The organism is Dyadobacter diqingensis (assembly GCF_024220585.1).
Classification (GTDB): Bacteria; Bacteroidota; Bacteroidia; order Cytophagales; family Spirosomataceae; genus Dyadobacter; species Dyadobacter diqingensis.
This window is the reverse complement of sequence record NZ_JAMXKF010000002.1, coordinates 727,509-743,863: the sequence shown is the minus strand read 5'-3', so window position 1 is coordinate 743,863 and position 16,355 is coordinate 727,509. Positions and strand designations below refer to the sequence as shown.

Below are 16,355 nucleotides of genomic sequence, written 5' to 3'. Positions count from 1 at the left end.
TGTTTATCAAGACTATCCTTATATCTCCTCGTGATGCCGGCAGATTATCCGGAAAAAAAATCTGACGATTTTATCTGTTGAACTCATGATAAAAGTCTAGTTAATACCGCGTTTCGTCGGGCGTTTACAATCCTGGTCAGTTACGACATTTTAGATCGGTTCAATCCCTTCACATCTTTTTGAAAGTAAGAAACATGATACTGTGAGGTGGCATTTCAAGTGCTCCTGATTTTACTTTTTTGCCTTTTATAGCTGGAATGTCGTTTTTCGCGGTGAGTGAAAGCACTGTTCCGTTTAATTTTACTTTTTTGGTAATTAACTCGTCGGCGGTGAGCAGGTACTGTTCAGCGTCCGCCGGGATGCTTATTTGTGTCGCAGAATTGTTGGTGTTTAATATCAAAACGGCTCTTCCGTCAGCATTGTTTTTAAGATTATGGGCAAAGATATCTACCCCGGTTGTCAGGCTGCCGGCATTGTAAACCCGGGTTCCCATAAACTTGTTCCACAACAAAGCCGACCAGTAGTTAGGCCTCGGATTATGGGTGTCGTGATCCAGCAAGGCATATTCGCTTCTTGCAAGGGTATTGTGCATCACCACCTGAACTCCTTTTTTTGCAAGCCGCCCAAGCTGCTCCAGGTATCGGAAGCTGTCAATATAGGTGGCTGCCCAAGGATTGCCTCCGCAGGCACTTTCAGCGGTTTCAGTGAGCCAGATGGGTGCGCCGGGAACATATTTGTCTCGTGCATTTTGATAAAATTCGAGACCTTTTTCAGTCTTGGCAAGCCACTCGGCCGACAAAGCGTTTTCGGGTTTTTGACTGCCCATGCACCGTTGTGACACCGTGCCATAGTAATGATAGGTAAAAACATCAAATTTCGGATTGGGTGAACTACCCAAAAGTTTGTCTATGGAAATATCCAGTCCCGATGGCAGTATACCACCTTCTCCGGTGGAGCCCGGACCGATGATTTTCATTTTGGGCGCGGCCGTTGACGCGAAATTTTTAAACGCCTCAAAGTCCCGGGCAAAGTTTGCTCCGTTGTATCCTTTTGGCGCATCTCCGTGGTTGGCATGGGATGGCTCATTAAAGAGTTCGGCGGCAACAATTTCACCTCCGATCGAATTGGTATAATCTAAAATCGATTGCACCTGATCGGATTTCCAACGACCATTCTGGTCTTTCATTCCTTCACTGATTGGAAAAGACGTCACCAATTTGCCGTTAACGGTTTTACAGAAATCGATCACACCTTTCCATTGCGGGCGGGTCAGCACATTTTTAAATCCGGTAGGAGGGGTAGTCAATGTGGCTTCGTCATTATTCTGAAAATAGATGGCATTGGCCCAGGTGCCGCTTACCCGCACGTAGGTAGGACCCAGGGCAGATGCCAGGTTTCGCAATTTCTGTTCGTACAGATTAATCGGTTCTATCTTCCATTTTAAAGCCGCAAATCCTTTTTTATCAGAATGTTTTTTGACTGAATCGATCAGTGTGTAGGGAATCCAGAAATCACCGCCAATGACTTCGCACATCTCCACATTAAACGACTGGAATCTCTCATCCACTGTACCGATAAAACTCATTTGCTTTAAATCAATTTTATTTTGCTTAGATCCGTCGGCAGCGGGCTTTTGGCCAAATGAAGGAGTGGTAAAGCCAATGATCAAGGCCAAAAGCGGATGGAATGGTTTTATTTTCATGTGACAGGAGTTTTTGTATTTTACATCACCACTTTTTTCATCATCTTGCCAATGATGTTGGTCGAAAATTTCGGATTGAAGCGGTAGAGCAGGTCCAGTATTGCAGCATCTTTTCCCACCGTTGCACGAAACTTATTTTTCTCCATGGCCGCGATGATTATCTCGGCAGCCCTTGTCGGAGATAATGCCATTTTGCTTGCTTTACCTGCATTTTTTGGATCGCTCAGGTCTATTTTGGGTTTTCCCAAACCTGAATTTTCGGTGATATTGGTCGCAACGGCTCCCGGGTGTACAATCGTCACTTTTACCGATGTATCTTTGAGTTCGGCATAAAGTCCCTCTGTGAAAATTTTAACCGCCGCTTTGGCTGCACCGTATATCGTCTGTTTTGGAAAAGGAATAAAACCTCCCATGCTTGAAATATTGACAATATGCGCTTCCGGCCGTGTTAAAAAAAAGGGCAGAAATACTTTGGTCAGATAAACCGTTCCATAGAAATTCACATTCATAATCCTCGTTATTTCCTCGATCGTCAGGTCATTGACGGGAATGAATTTCTGGATAATGCCAGCATTGTTGATGATGCCATCAACCGAACCAAAATGCCTGATTACCTCGTCGGGCAGGGCCATGACTTTTGCCTGATTTGTGATATCGAGTTCAAAGGCCTTGAAGCGGTCATCGCCAACGTCGGCAATTCTTTGTGTTTCGGTGAGCGCATTCAAATTGATATCGATACCGACAACACGGGCTTGCTTTTGCAATAATTGAAGGCTCAATGCCCTGCCAATACCACTTCCTGCACCTGTTACTACGATTGTCTTGTTATTTACCTGCATATGAGTATGCCCCAGTGTTTTAAAGGAGATAGTTCTGGCGCAAGAAGTTTTTTCGTGAGGGATAAACTTCTTGCGGAACTTTACTGCCTTGCCCAACGGGAGATTAATTTGGATGAATAGTTTCTCTGCTTCATTAAGGGGACAATGACCAGGCTTATTCGAGTTTAAATTCCACTCCAAAAACCAGCATCAATGAAAGTTGTTCCGGGCTTGGATTTACGAAAGTCAGATATACGTCATGTAGCTCGTTTTGGTCATTTTCTGGTATTTTGATCGGGATTTTTGCCGGTTTCATGCTGCCTCCCGCTTCGATAAACGGCGACTTTCCAATGAGAGCGCCCTTGGCACTGTCTAACCTGATTTCAACCGCTCCGCCTTTCATAATCACGCCTTGTTTGGGCGCCATCGCGGTTACAATGATCTCGCTGACGTGCTGCATATCAATTTGTCTGAGCACTACAAAAGCGCCGTCTTTGCCGGGGATAAGCATGTTGTTATTACCGGAGGCGACTTTCCTGACTTCCTCATAGGCATCGAAGGCGGTCAATCCTATTTTTGAATTTTTCAGCACCAGTGTTTTTTCATCTTTCAGAGCGGGCAGTCCCTTCGTTCCCTGATCCTGATAGGCTGCCCTGACAATAAATACGCCTTGCCCTTTGTCTCCATCCGGAAGTTTCGCTACAAAATTACCTTTGGCAAGCAATGATGTTGTTGCCTTTTCATCGGCGATATTTAAAATGTATTTGACGATTTCCTCTGCGTTTGCCTTCGAAATCTGCGGATGAGCGGCCATCGCAGTTTCGCCCCAGGTACCGCTGCCGCCGTTGATAATTTTCGCGGAAAGTTTTTCAATCGCCGTGTCGTTTCCCTTGTATTTCTGTGCAATGTTCACATAAGTCGGCCCGATCGATTTTTTATCACGACTGTGGCAAGCCATACAATCGCTGGCGTCCATCAGAATTTTGCCTTTTGCGGTAAAGGCCTTCATATCGGCGGTTTGGTGACCTTGGGCCACGGTGATTTTGTCGTATCCTTCGGCCAGATAATCAATAGTGACGGCAACCCGGTCTGCACTTATCCCACTGCCCAACTTACCATCTTCTTTGTCTGTTACGTTTACGTCGTAGGTAAAGGGCTTATTGGCAGCGTAAAAGGATTTGTTGCTTCCTGGCATATCAACCTTAACAACAGGAGCTTCATTACCGGCAGTGATTTCCAGGCGCTGCGTGCTAATACCTCCTTTGCCATCACAAACGGTGAGCGCGGCGGTATAAACGCCTTTTTGTGCGAAATTGATCGCGACATTTTCCGTTTCAAATGACTTGTTGAAACCGTTTTTAGAAGTGATTTTCCAGTGATATTTTACCGGATCTCCGTCGGCGTCCGTTGTACCTTTTGCAGATAATTTTACGTTAAGCGGTACAGAACCACCCATTTTATCGGCTGCCAGTTTGATTTGCGGTTTGCGGTTTCCCGCGTTGTATTCGATCCGTGTCAGTCGTGCATCATCGTTCTGAGCAAACCACCCCGCGCCGTATTCGAGCATGTACAAATCTCCGTTGGGTGCAAATTCCATATCCATGGGGTTGCTGAATTTCTGACCGGGCATAAAACGTTCCATGGATTCATATCCGCCATCTTTGTCCATTGTTACCGCCATCACCCAGCCGCGCATCCACTCGTAAATAAATAATTTTCCGTCATAATATTTTGAAAATGAACGGGGTGCATTTTTGAACTGGTCGCTATAAAAAACGGGCCCCGCCATGGCATTGCGGCCTCCGTTTCCCATCAACGGAAACTCTTTTGACTCGCCGTAACCATACCAAATAAACGCCTTTTGTGCGGCAGGAAGAACCTTTAACCCGGTATTATTCGGTGAATTGTTGGCGGGTGTAGCAGCATCCCAGGCCGGTCCTGATTTTTTGGTTTCAAAATCGTATTTTAAATAGGGCTTATTTTCTCCTACAAAATATGGCCAACCAAAATTTCCGGCTTTTCGGGCCTGTCCGATTTCATCAGCGCCCTCAGGTCCCCGGCTGGCATCCGCTTTTGAAGCATCGGGACCTACCTCACCCCAGTATACGTATCCGTTTTTCTGATCTACCGAGATTCGATAAGGGTTACGATGCCCCATGGAAAATATTTCCGGGCGGGTCAGGGGAGTGCCTTTTGGGAATAAATTACCCTCCGGAATGGTGTAGCTGCCATCGGCGGTTGGTTTGATCCTTAAAATCTTGCCCCGTAAGTCGTTGGTATTGGAAGCTGATTTTTGGGCATCCCATGGCCCTCTGCCTTCGCGTTCATCGGTCGGATTATAACCATCGATTCCCTGTGGATTGGTGTTGTCGCCGGTGGAAAGATACAGATTGCCATCCTTGTCAAAGGCAATCGAGCCTCCCGTGTGGATGCACTCCTGCCGTTGTACAGGAATTTCCAGTAATACCTTTTTTGATTCGATGACTAGTTTGTCGTCCCGGAATTCGTAGCGGGTCAGGACATTTTTGGGTTCATCGGGTAACGAATAATACAAATAGATCCAGTGGTTTTGAGCAAAATTAGGGTCTTTTTGAAGTCCCAGCAGCCCATCCTCGGAAATTGTACCACCACATTTCAGGCAAACAGGTATGGTAGCAATGGTTTTTAGCTCTTTGGTTTTGTCATTATATAACTTCACTTCTCCTTTCCGCTGAATAAACAAGACACGTTCGTTATCCAGTATCGTCAGTTCAGTGGGTTCGTCCAGTTTATCTTTCAACACCACTTTCGTGAACCGGTTTTCTTCAGGCCTGGCTTTGGTATAATCCAATGGTTTTGGTGCATCACCGCCAGCGGCATACTTAATACCTGCGTACAGATGGTTCAGGAACAGCGGGTCGGAAAAAGTTTCGTCCGTATGCCCCATGGCGGTATAAAAAGAACGGCCTCCGTCAAATTCCTGATACCAGCTCATGGGGTGAGAATCGCCATTTTTACCCCCTTGATAGCTTTTTTCGTCAAGTTTAAGTACGACGTTTATCTTGGGAGAAATGTCTTTGAAGTTGTAAAATTCGTCTGTTTTCTCAAACGTGTCTGGCATTTCTTTTGTGAGCCAGTGATTTTTTTGCGTTACAACAAATTTGCCATTCTGAATATTGTTGGGTGTCGGATGGTCAAGAAATACCGCACCCGCTAATTTGCCATACCAGGGCCAGCCGTATTCGCAATCGGTGGCGGCGTGAATACCCACGTAACCGCCTCCAGCCTGAATAAACCGCTCAAATGCGTCTTGCTGGTTACTATTTAACACATCGCCGGTTGTGTTTAGGAAAATGACAGCATTATAGTTTTTAAGATTTTTATCGTTGAATTCAGAAGACTCTTCTGTGAAATTTACGGAAAAGCCTGTTGTTGCGGCCATCATTTCTAATGCCTTTTTACCTGCCGGTATTGATTCGTGCCGGAATTCTACCGTTTTACTAAATACCAGTACTTTGGTGGCCGACTGTGAAAAACACAGAAGTGGAAGGAGTATGCATAAGATTGCACTCAAAAATCTCCTTGATTTAGCTATCATCCTTTTTACTTATTTAAATATTTCAAGACAAAGTTAGAAGAATAATTTTTATTGTATATAAATTAATACAATAAAAATTATAAAAAATATTAATTTACTATTGACTAGTTAAAGGATTCTCTAAATTCGCTTTATAAATGAAAAGGTGAAATTTATTAAACCGGCGTTGAAGTGCTGTAAGGTGAATTTTTTACTAGTTTTAACTGAAAATAATTTGTAATGCCTGATTCCGGACAAATAAGTATGAAAAAGTTGCCCATCAGCGATTATATTTCTCAAATCGGAATCGATTGTGTGATATTTGGCTATGAGAAAGAACAGCTAAAAGTTTTAATAGGAAAACTGGATTTTGAAGGTGATTTCTATGCTTTGCCGAGCGGATTTATTGGTCAGGATGAAGATATAGACGATGCCGCCCAAAGAATTCTTAAAGACCGGACCAGTTTGAATGATGTTTACCTGGAACAATTCCATGTTTTTGGCAAGGCGAACAGAAACACGAAGGATTTTCTTGATAAAGTGATTGCATTAAATTCAAGGCTTACACCCATTGAAAGTGAGCTTTCCGATCAGTATCAATGGTTTATAAAGCGTCAGATTTCGATTGGCTATTATGCTTTGGTCGATATAAAAAGTGCAAAACCCAGCATCAGTGAATACGATCAGTCGATAGGATGGTATGATATTCACGATCTTCCCCCAATGATCATTGATCATCATGCTATTATCATGGAGGCCCTGAAGGCTTTGCGAAGTGATATTGGCGAAAAATTGAACGCCTTTAATCTGCTGCCCGAAAAGTTCACGATGAAGGAAATTCAGGAAATTTATGAAACCATTAATGAAAAGACCTACACCCGCACCAATTTTCAAAAGATGATCTTGGAGCTAAATGTTTTGGAACGACTGGAGAAAAAATTTACCGGCGCAAAAAACAAGGCGCCGTATTTATATCGGATGGCGCAGAAATAGATCGACTACGAATCTGTCTTTTCTGGTACTTGTATCTTCCTGATCTTTCTAATTAACTTTTTTCACCCCACAACTAGGACTTACACGCCCTTTTTTCGACTACCTCTGTAAGCACGGTGAATCACGCGCCTTAGAAACCGACGTGATCACTGTCCGCTCGAATATCGTCCGGGGATCGCTCAAAAAAATGAGGTGAAACACCGGTATTAAAAATGTATAAATAATTAATAAACAGACTGAATATAATTAAGTTTGTCTATTGATAAAGGAAAGGTCAATTTAGAGTTTCTTAATAAATGATGCTTATATGAAAAAACTGGTTATTGCCGCTTTGGCGCTATTTTCTTTGACCGCGCAGGCGCAGCAAAATGCTCTCCTGGAGCAATCGTTCTGGAAAACTTCTCAGGACGTAAATGCTGTCAAAGCGGAGATTGAAAAGGGAAGTAATCCTGCTCAGCTTAACAGCAATAGTTTTGATCCGACTGTGATGGCGATCAATGCCAAGGCGCCTGTGGAAACGATCAAATTTCTTTTATCTCAGCCCGGAAATGGTATCGAAAAACTGACTCACGATTCCCGTACCTATTTGCATTGGGCGGCAAATGCGGGCAATATCGAAATCATGGAATACCTCGTTGCCAAAGGTGCGAAGGCCAATGTAATCGACAGCCATGGTGCTACCGCGCTGAATTTTGCCGCTGGCAGCGGACAGCAGAATACGAAAATTTATGATATCTGTCTGGCAAATGGTGCGGACATCAAAAAAGACCTGAACCACGATGGTGCCAATGCATTGCTGATTGCCATTGCCAACGATAAGGATCTGGCTTTGACCAATTATTTTATTTCGAAAGGTCTGGACCTTAAAAGTAAAGATGCGGTGGGCAACAATGCATTCAGTTATGCGGCCAGGGCCGGCAATATTGAGATGTTAAAAACACTTTTGCAGAAAGGCGTTCCGGCGCAGGATAATGCGATGTTGATGGCTGCGCAGGGATCCCGCCGTGGAAGTAACGGTCTGGAAGTTTACCAGTATCTGGAAAGTCTGAATATGAAGCCTGGTGTAATTGGCAAAAGCGGCGAGAACGTTTTGCATGCACTGGTACGCCGACCCAAACAGGAGGAAATAATTACCTATTTTCTTTCCAAGGGCGTAGATGTTAACAAGGCTGACGAGGACGGAAATACGCCTTTTATGAATGCGGCGGCTTTCAACCGTGAGCCTGCGTTGCTGGATCTTCTGGTTCCGCATGTGAAAAACATTGATCAGGCTAATAAAAAAGGCATTACCGCGTTGGCAATGGCTGTTCGTGGCAATTCTGCGGAAGTTGTGAGTTATTTGATTGGGAAAGGTGCTTCTTTAAACGTGACTGATGGCAATGGCGATAATCTGGCTTATTACCTTGTACAGTCTTACAGTCCGCAAAGAGCTGCGGATTTTGAGGCGAAACTGAAAGTGCTTCAGGACAAAGGTTTCAAAATTTCACAGCCACAGAAAAACGGGAACACGTTATACCATCTGGCAGTTGCTAAAAATGATCTTTCGCTGGTAAAACGTCTTGAATCCTATCAGATCGATGTCAATGCTAAAAATAGTGAAGGCATTACCGCGCTTCACAGGGCAGCCATGATTTCGAAAGACGATGTGATGCTGAAATATCTGATCTCCATTGGTGCGAAAAAGGATATCGTAACCAACTTTCAGGAAACTGCCTTTGATCTGGCTGGTGAAAATGAATCTCTGACCAAAAATAATGTAACCGTTAACTTTCTGAAGTAATATTGATGTCTAACTTATCTAAAGCAGCACTGTTTTTGATGGTGCTTACGTTTGCCAGTCCGGTAAGCACATTTGCACAAGGTACGGGTACGAGCAAATATAAATGCATGATCCAGATGACCAACTATATGGGAGAAGGTGCCTATGTAGTGATTTCGCTTATCAATAGTAAAGGTGCTTACGACAAAACACTGTACGTGCTCGGATCGGATAAAAAATGGTACAAAACTCTGAAAGAGTGGAATAAGTTTTACGCCAAAAAACCGTCTAATATCAGCGCAATCACCGGAGCATCTGTGACGGGAGGTGACAGAAGTGTGAATGTTTTCGAGATTGAAACCTCAAAAATTAATGCTGGCTACAAGCTGCGGTTTGAAAGTGCGGTGGAAGACAAAAATTACAACGTGAAAGACCTGGAAATACCACTGACAACAGAAACACTTTCCGGAAAAAACGAGGGTACAGGATATATCCGCTATGTCCGGTTTAGTCCAAACTAGTGTCTTTTCATCATGTTTTGAGTATTTATGACCATTTCGATATGGAGATACAGCCATTTGGCCTTGGCTGTATCTTCTTTTCTTTTGTTGACACTGGCGTCCCTCACCGGCGTTATCCTATCTTTTCAGCCTTTATCCGAAAAGGTTTATGCTTATCGTGCCGACAAGTTTGACGAAATAACTCTTGCCCAAACGCTACCCGTTTTAAAACAGAAGTATCCTGAAATCAGCGAGCTTTCTGTCGACGCTAACCAGTTTGTTCAGATCAAAGGTACAGACGCCAATGGGGAAAAATTATCAGCCTATATTGATCCGCGAACCGGTGAGATCCTGGGGCATCCTGAAAAAAAGAGTGCATTTTTCGAATGGGTTACGGCCTTACACAGGTCTCTTTTTCTGCATGAAACCGGTCGTTTTTTTATCGGACTGACGGCTTTCCTCTTACTGCTGATCAGCATTTCGGGTACCATTCTCATCATTCAGAGGCAACGGGGCTGGAAACGTTTTTTTACTAAAATTGTCAGGGAGAATTTCGCCCAGTATTATCACGTGGTACTTGGCCGGCTGTCGTTAATTCCGATTTGTATTCTTGCCTTAACAGGTACCTACCTCTCATTAAATCGTTTTGGGCTGATTGAAACGCCTCAGGTTTCTTCTAAAATAGATTTTGACGCCATTAGGTCGGCGCCTGAAAAACAGATCGAAGATTTTGACATTTTTAAGAACGTAAAGCTTTCACAGGTAAAAACCATCGAATTTCCGTTCTCGGAAGATGTCGAAGATTATTATACGCTGAAACTGAGCGATAGGGAGGTAACCGTCAATCAGATTACCGGTGATATTCTCGGTGAAGTAAAATATCCTGCGACTGCCGTGTTTACAGAATTCAGCCTCGATCTGCATACCGGAAGGACAAGTGCTTTGTGGGCGATTGTACTGGCGGTGGCGTCCGGAAATATTCTGTTCTTTATTTATTCAGGTTTTGTCATCATGTTCCGGCGCAGACGGAATCGTGCTAAAAATAAATACACGGCGAAGGAAAGCGAATTTATCATACTTGTAGGTTCAGAAAACGGCAGCACTTTTGGTTTTGCCAATTCGGTTTATCAGCAGTTGATCGCCAATGGGAAAACGGCTTATATGACCGAACTGAATGCTTACAAGGATTTTCCAAAAGCATCGCATATCATTGTCATGAGCGCCACGTATGGGATGGGCGACGCGCCGACCAACGCAAATCATTTTGCGTCGTTGCTCCACAAGTATCCGCAGGAACAGCCGGTGCACTTTTCGGTATTGGGTTTTGGCTCGCACAGTTATCCCGACTTTTGCCAATTCGCTTTTGAGATAGACAATTTACTTTCTAAGGAAAAATGGGCGGTCCCCATGTTAGAAATCCATACGGTCAATGATAAATCGCCGCAGGAATTTGGCGAGTGGATCACGACCTGGTCGCAGCATGCCGAAATCCCGCTGACGGTTTCAGCCGGGTTTCTGCCCGTCAGACAGGAACGGGAAGAAGTTCTGACAGTGATTGATAAAACAGAAGTTTCCGGGCCGGGAGAAGATTTCCTGATCCGTCTGCGGCCAAAACGCGGGACAAAATTTACGTCTGGGGATTTGCTTGCGATTTATCCGGCGAACGATCACCGTGAACGGCTTTATTCGATTGGTAAAGTGGGTGGCGAGATACAGTTGAGTGTGAAACTGCACGACAAGGGGCTCGGTTCAGATTACCTGTACCGTCAGCAGGCCGGAAGTGTTGTCAGGCATGCACGTATCGTTGGCAATGCGCATTTCCATTTTCCTGAGAAGGCGTCTCCGGTTATTATGATTTCCAATGGAACCGGTATTGCACCTTTTCTGGGGATGATCTACGAGAGACGTCCCGGAACGGATTGTTATCTGTACTGCGGTTTTCGGGATCAGCAATCCTTTTCCGTTTATCGGCAGGCCCTTGACCAAAATCTGGAAGAAAAAAAACTGGGTGGCTTGCAGGTTGCCTATTCACGGGAGGGAGCAAGGCAATATGTGAAAGATCTGCTTGCCAGAGATGAAACTTTTGTTGCTGATGCACTGGTGAAAGGAGGGGTTATCATGCTTTGCGGCTCGCTGGCTATGCAGAAGGATGTGGTCAGTTTACTGGAAAATATTTGCCAAAGTCATCTGAAAAGGAGTCTCAGTTATTACCAGGCACGCAGCCAGGTGGTCATGGATTGTTACTGAGCAGGAGGGAATGAAACTTATTGGCGGGGTAGTTTTTAAAGCTGTCCCGTTTTGTATTTGGAGAGATCCATATTCGGAGACGAAAACACCTTGCCGTCGTCCGTTATCATGATGCAGCGATAATCGGGCAACTGGCTGATGAATTTCAGTCCTGAATGTTTACCAAGCACCATCAGCGATGTGCTGAAACCGTTGGCTTGTTCCGCGCTGGGGCCAAAAACCGTCACACTGGTAAGGCCCGTGGCTGGATAACCGGTAGCAGGATTTATGATATGAGCATATCGTTTTCCGTTGAAAATTACAAATTTTTCATAACTGCCCGAGGTGACCGCCGCGCCCTGACGAAGCGGAATTACGGCAAAGACTTCCGCCTTGCGGGTCGGGTTTGTAATTCCGATCATCCAGTCAGAACCATCGGGTTGTTTACCCCATACACTCATATCGCCGGAGCCGTTGACGATTCCTGCATTAACGCCTCTTTTCAGCATCATCTCCCGACACCGATCGGCAGCATAACCTTCTCCGAGCGCGCCAAATCCGATTTTCATTCCTTTCAGTTTCAGGAAAATGGTGGAATGTGTCTTATCCAGAACGATGTTTTGATATCCTACTTTTTCAACGGACTTTTTGATCGCAGCCGGTGTGGGCTTGACCGTCATGGAGCCGTCAAATTTCCAGATACGATCCATGGCAGCAAAACTGATATCAAAAGCGCCATCGGTCAGTTTCGAAAGTCGCAGTGCCCTTTCCGTTATAGCAAAAACCTCCGGATCGACCTGAACGGGGCCTATACCTGCATTCGAATTGACCTGAGAGACTTGCGAAGTTGGTTTCCAGTCTGAAATCAGGTTTTCAATCCGCGTAATTTCCTGAATAACCGTGTCGATATTCATTTCCGCCGTCAGTGAATCTTTCGCTACAATGGTGATGTCGAACCGTCCACCCATGAGCATGGTTGTTCTTTTTCGTAGAATCTGCGCATGAGTTATCAGCTGAGACAAGACTAGAATAGTGGTCAGAAACGTTTTCATTGGGTTGAGTGATTACAGAAAATGGCGATTCAGCATGCAATTTAGTCATAACAAGGCAAGATGCCCGCCCATTACCTGAAACTTGCGGGCGCACACGTTTCAAAATCACTAGCGTAAGTTTCGGAATAACTGATTGGCGGCGAAGTCCTTTCTGATACCCATGCTGACGCCGAAAGCGGGACGGTAAAGCTGACCAATATCGGCTGCAAAAGCACCGGTGATCATGACTCCGCCCAGGATATCAGATTTTCGTTGTACGGATAACAGACCCGAAAATTGTTTGACCGTTGAAGAAAATGGCATATCGTACGTACCGATGTTGGTCGAATAGGATAGTTTGGAGGTCCAGATAAATTGCCGTAAAAACAGTCCTTTCAATCCTATGTGACAGACGGACACCCGGTTGTTGCTGGTAAAAGAATCGGCGTATCGGGGCCATCTGAAATCGGTATCAGAGGTTGGCGTAATAAAAGGAGTACCAATCGTCCGGTTAAAATAAGACCAGCCATCCCGGATCTGCGCATTATTAAAGTAATTGTCTCTCCCAAAATTACCACGCCTGGCTACATAGTTTTCCAGACTGAAATCCGGGCCGCCCTGGTTTTTAGTAAACAAAAATTCAAACACCGCTTCTGTAACCTCGAACAAAGGGGCGTAGGAATTTTTATGTCTTATCCGGATTCCGTTCAGCCCGTCTTTGATGTTGCTGAGCGCGTAAAGTGACCCGTCTTCATAAATATTTTGTCGGTACAAAAAGTAAGTGTATTCGTAGGTGTCAATTTCCATACCAAGGTCAATGGTGCCCAAGTGGTTACCAACCCTGTTCCCATTATCAAATTCATTGACCACCTTACTCGCATCACCCGGCTTGCCGGTTATAATATGAAAGTAATTTTTGATTCCGTTTGGCATTTCTCCGTTAAGGGTTTGGTAAGGAGATTTTCCTCCCCACTGCACCTGATGGTTAAACCCGCCATAAAATCGCAGACGGGAAGCCGCTCTGCCAATCCTGAAATAAATCATTTTCTGATGCAGTTTCAATTGACTGGTAACTGACCGGCTGTTTTCAAAAAGCCCCTCAGAATAAAAACCATGAAAAGATAACCAGCCGCCCGTAAACGGAACCGAAACGAAGTTACGGGTGCCAATCTGGATTTTAGGAATCGGCATGGCATTGGTCGACCAGCTGTAAGAGCCGCTGCCGATTGTAGAATCTGCCAGGCCCACCCACTGTTTTTTACGGCCTGCAAATAACTCCCAGTGTTTAAAACGCAGGGTGATATTAGCCTGAGGAATAAGGAGATTGGGGTGATGGGAAACGTTAGCGGCCAATTCAATCGTTGCGCCGATCCGCCAGTTACGGTTCTGGTTTGATTTTAGGGGGCGGTAATGTTCGATCATGCCATGCAGGTTCGCGGCGGGCGCGGATGATGAAATAATCCCAAACTGGTTGGCCTGAAACCAAAAAGGTGTTCGGGAAGAGGAGCTGATCTGGGACGAAATTTCGGCAAAAACAAGGGTGGAATCCTGGAACTTATCCGGTTTGTGATAGGGCGTTTGTCCCAGGGTTTTTGGAGCGAAGCTCAACGCATAGAGATATACGAAACCCAGGATGAAGACTTTTCCTTTGATCATGTGTGTAATAATTATCAGGTGTAATTTTTGAAAAGGGTTGCAAAGTCTGATCATATAGCCATATCCGGCATAGGGTAACGCATCGGTTCAAATCCCGGCTAAACTGTCAGGTTTGGGTATATGATTTGTTACTTATAATAATGCTATTTGAAATCTCACGAATGGAGGCTGTCAGTACCAGCTTGTGATCGATTACAAAAATAAATTGTACCGGAGAAGTAACTACTAGAAATGCTTCGATGGACTTGTAGAAATGTCCACGGTGCCTGCTCGATAAAACGTGATTTTAAAGCATCCAGGGTGACTGTTCTGCTCATTGTTCAGTAGCCAGGCGATTGATCCGGGGCGGTATCTCCCGGTTATTACTCACTTAACAACTTAGTGGAACGGCCGGATGTAGCGGTCCACCGGACTTGTACGGACAACAACACCTTATGGGGAGAAACAAGTAAACAGTTTACTTGCAAGGCTACGATTTCTTATCAGAACAGGATATTCCTGGACCGTAGCCAATTCTGATCTGCGCGTTTATGCTGCCAATCAGAATTATGTAACAGCGACTGCTGACTGGAATACAGGATGCAGTAACCGAAACTGATTCTGTTACAGACCGGAAACGAATTGTAGATTAAAGGAAATGGAAATACAATCAAACCCCTCAGAAAACCTGAGGGGTTTGATTGTACCATTCCGGATTCAGTCGCCGTTGATGCAACTGCTGGCTTTAAACAGATTTTTGTCCGGCCCGAATCCTTTCGGAGCCGGTAAATAATTTCACTACCGCTTAGGTCCGACTGAATCGTAAATAACCACCTTTTCCCACAAATGGGCATAGTTGTTTCTAAAATCGTCGTGAATCGGGTGTTTCTGGTACGCCTCTTCGTCGGCCGGGCTTTCGAAAAAGCATAACCATGAGTAAGCATATTTACGGTCGATCACTTCGCGGTTTGTTGCGGCCGGTGTGCCGATGTGAACCATTTTGATCGTTGGACATTTAGCCAGTTTATTCAGCCCTTCCAGTAATTTGGCTTCATCTGCCTTGTTTTCAGGGTTTTTGAGATAGAAAAGAACGTGGTGTACAAATACTTCTTTCGCAGCTAATTCACCGGTTAAGTGGAAACCCAGGCCTGCCGCAACGCTGCTTTTGACAAAATTTCTTCTTGTTTGCTCTTTCATTGTTCGTTTTAAGTTAATAATACAAATGATGTTTTATAAATATTTTACAGGAATAACTGGTCATACTCTTTCGGCAGGCTGGTTAGTGGTCTGATACGAATATCGCGGTAAAAAACTTCTGCTGCTTCGCTTTGTAACTGTATTTTACCGCTGGTCATGGGAACTTCCTGTCCGTTTTGACTAATGTAACGAGAGTTTTTCAGTACCATGACGACGTGACCGTTTACGATGTGAAGACTTTTTCCTTCGAAACAAATCAGTTCCAGCGTGGTCCATTCGCCTGCGGGACTTTCATGATTGGCAGAACGCATGCAGTAGAAATCCGAGCCGGTTTTGAAGGTGCCAAAAGGCTGTTTTTCATCGGCGATCCGGTTCATGATGCCTTCGGATTGGAAAGAACGGATGTCGATGGCTGAATTTGCCTGACACCAGAAATCGCCCATATGCCCTTCCATGATCTGGAATTCCTGTGAAAGCATCCACGAACGCCAGTATTCTACGCCGGCTTCTCCAATGGAGTGGTATAATATTCCTGAATCGCGTAGTTTGTTTTGCCGTGGTTCGTATTTTTTATCACCCCATTTGACCTGAAGTTTCACGTGATAGTTTTGGTAAGCTTGCTTCGTAAACAGACAGCCGTAGGTTTCGCCACTGATACGGAGTACCGGACCGTCAGCTTCATTTAAGATGGAAAATACCTGGTTATGGTCTTTATTGTAGCCAATAGGAGGGAGAGCCAGACCTGAGGCATCTTTCGGTATTTTTCCATTGTATCCCGACTTGTGTGCATAACTCAGATAATTTTCCCATTGTGTAAGATCTTTATCCAGCAGTGGTACCCACGCTTCGTGACTTCGCATGGATAAGAGCACGGTAACCACAATTAAGCCAATACTTTGAAGAAAAATACGTTTCATTCTTGCAGTTTTTCAGGAGTG

Annotated in this window: 11 protein-coding genes; 4 read left to right on the top strand and 7 right to left on the bottom strand. The window is 44.7% G+C overall.

Going from position 1 to position 16,355, the window contains the following annotated elements:
* Positions 1-169 precede the first annotated feature (169 nt).
* The 3 genes from M1L62_RS08565 to M1L62_RS08555 are packed head-to-tail and all read right to left on the bottom strand — an operon-like array spanning position 170 to position 6,073.
* The gene (locus tag M1L62_RS08565) at positions 170-1,702 is read right to left on the bottom strand and encodes a hypothetical protein (RefSeq protein ID WP_254412619.1); all 1,533 of its coding nucleotides are present in this window, start codon (positions 1,700-1,702) and stop codon (positions 170-172) included.
* 20 nt (positions 1,703-1,722) lie between these two features.
* Entirely contained in the window at positions 1,723-2,637 is a 915-nt protein-coding gene (locus tag M1L62_RS08560) for an SDR family NAD(P)-dependent oxidoreductase (RefSeq protein ID WP_254412618.1), read from the bottom strand.
* Positions 2,638-2,695: 58 nt separating this feature from the next.
* Positions 2,696-6,073 carry a ThuA domain-containing protein gene (locus M1L62_RS08555; RefSeq protein WP_310589964.1) on the bottom strand — a complete coding sequence of 1,126 codons (3,378 nt, stop codon included), beginning with the start codon at positions 6,071-6,073 and terminating at the stop codon, positions 2,696-2,698.
* A gap of 267 nt (positions 6,074-6,340) precedes the next feature.
* On the opposite strand from M1L62_RS08555, the gene M1L62_RS08550 reads away from it, so the two are divergent.
* The 4 genes from M1L62_RS08550 to M1L62_RS08535 all read left to right on the top strand — a co-directional run bounded on the left by M1L62_RS08550 (position 6,341) and on the right by M1L62_RS08535 (position 11,575).
* Entirely contained in the window at positions 6,341-7,069 is a 729-nt protein-coding gene (locus M1L62_RS08550) for an NUDIX hydrolase (RefSeq protein WP_254412616.1), read from the top strand.
* A gap of 307 nt (positions 7,070-7,376) precedes the next feature.
* On the top strand, positions 7,377-8,849 hold the full coding sequence (locus M1L62_RS08545) for an ankyrin repeat domain-containing protein (RefSeq protein WP_254412615.1): 1,473 nt from the start codon (positions 7,377-7,379) through the stop codon (positions 8,847-8,849).
* A 5-nt stretch (positions 8,850-8,854) separates the two neighbouring features.
* On the top strand, positions 8,855-9,349 hold the full coding sequence (locus M1L62_RS08540; RefSeq protein ID WP_254412614.1) for a DUF2271 domain-containing protein: 495 nt from the start codon (positions 8,855-8,857) through the stop codon (positions 9,347-9,349).
* A gap of 27 nt (positions 9,350-9,376) precedes the next feature.
* Positions 9,377-11,575 carry a PepSY domain-containing protein gene (locus M1L62_RS08535; RefSeq protein WP_254412613.1) on the top strand — a complete coding sequence of 733 codons (2,199 nt, stop codon included), beginning with the start codon at positions 9,377-9,379 and terminating at the stop codon, positions 11,573-11,575.
* A 35-nt stretch (positions 11,576-11,610) separates the two neighbouring features.
* Here the strand turns inward: M1L62_RS08535 and M1L62_RS08530 are convergent, their stop codons facing one another.
* The 4 genes from M1L62_RS08530 to M1L62_RS08515 form a co-directional block, all read right to left on the bottom strand.
* Complete coding sequence (locus M1L62_RS08530; protein ID WP_254412612.1) at positions 11,611-12,606, bottom strand: FAD:protein FMN transferase; 996 nt, start codon at positions 12,604-12,606, stop codon at positions 11,611-11,613.
* Between the two features lie 108 nt (positions 12,607-12,714).
* Positions 12,715-14,241, bottom strand: coding sequence for a capsule assembly Wzi family protein (locus tag M1L62_RS08525; RefSeq protein WP_254412611.1), 1,527 nt, complete (start codon positions 14,239-14,241; stop codon positions 12,715-12,717).
* 777 nt (positions 14,242-15,018) lie between these two features.
* A complete protein-coding gene (locus M1L62_RS08520) occupies positions 15,019-15,417 on the bottom strand; it encodes a Dabb family protein (RefSeq protein ID WP_254412610.1) in 399 nt (132 codons plus the stop codon).
* 44 nt (positions 15,418-15,461) lie between these two features.
* On the bottom strand, positions 15,462-16,334 hold the full coding sequence (locus M1L62_RS08515) for a 3-keto-disaccharide hydrolase (protein WP_254412609.1): 873 nt from the start codon (positions 16,332-16,334) through the stop codon (positions 15,462-15,464).
* Between the last annotated feature and the right edge of the window lie 21 nt (positions 16,335-16,355).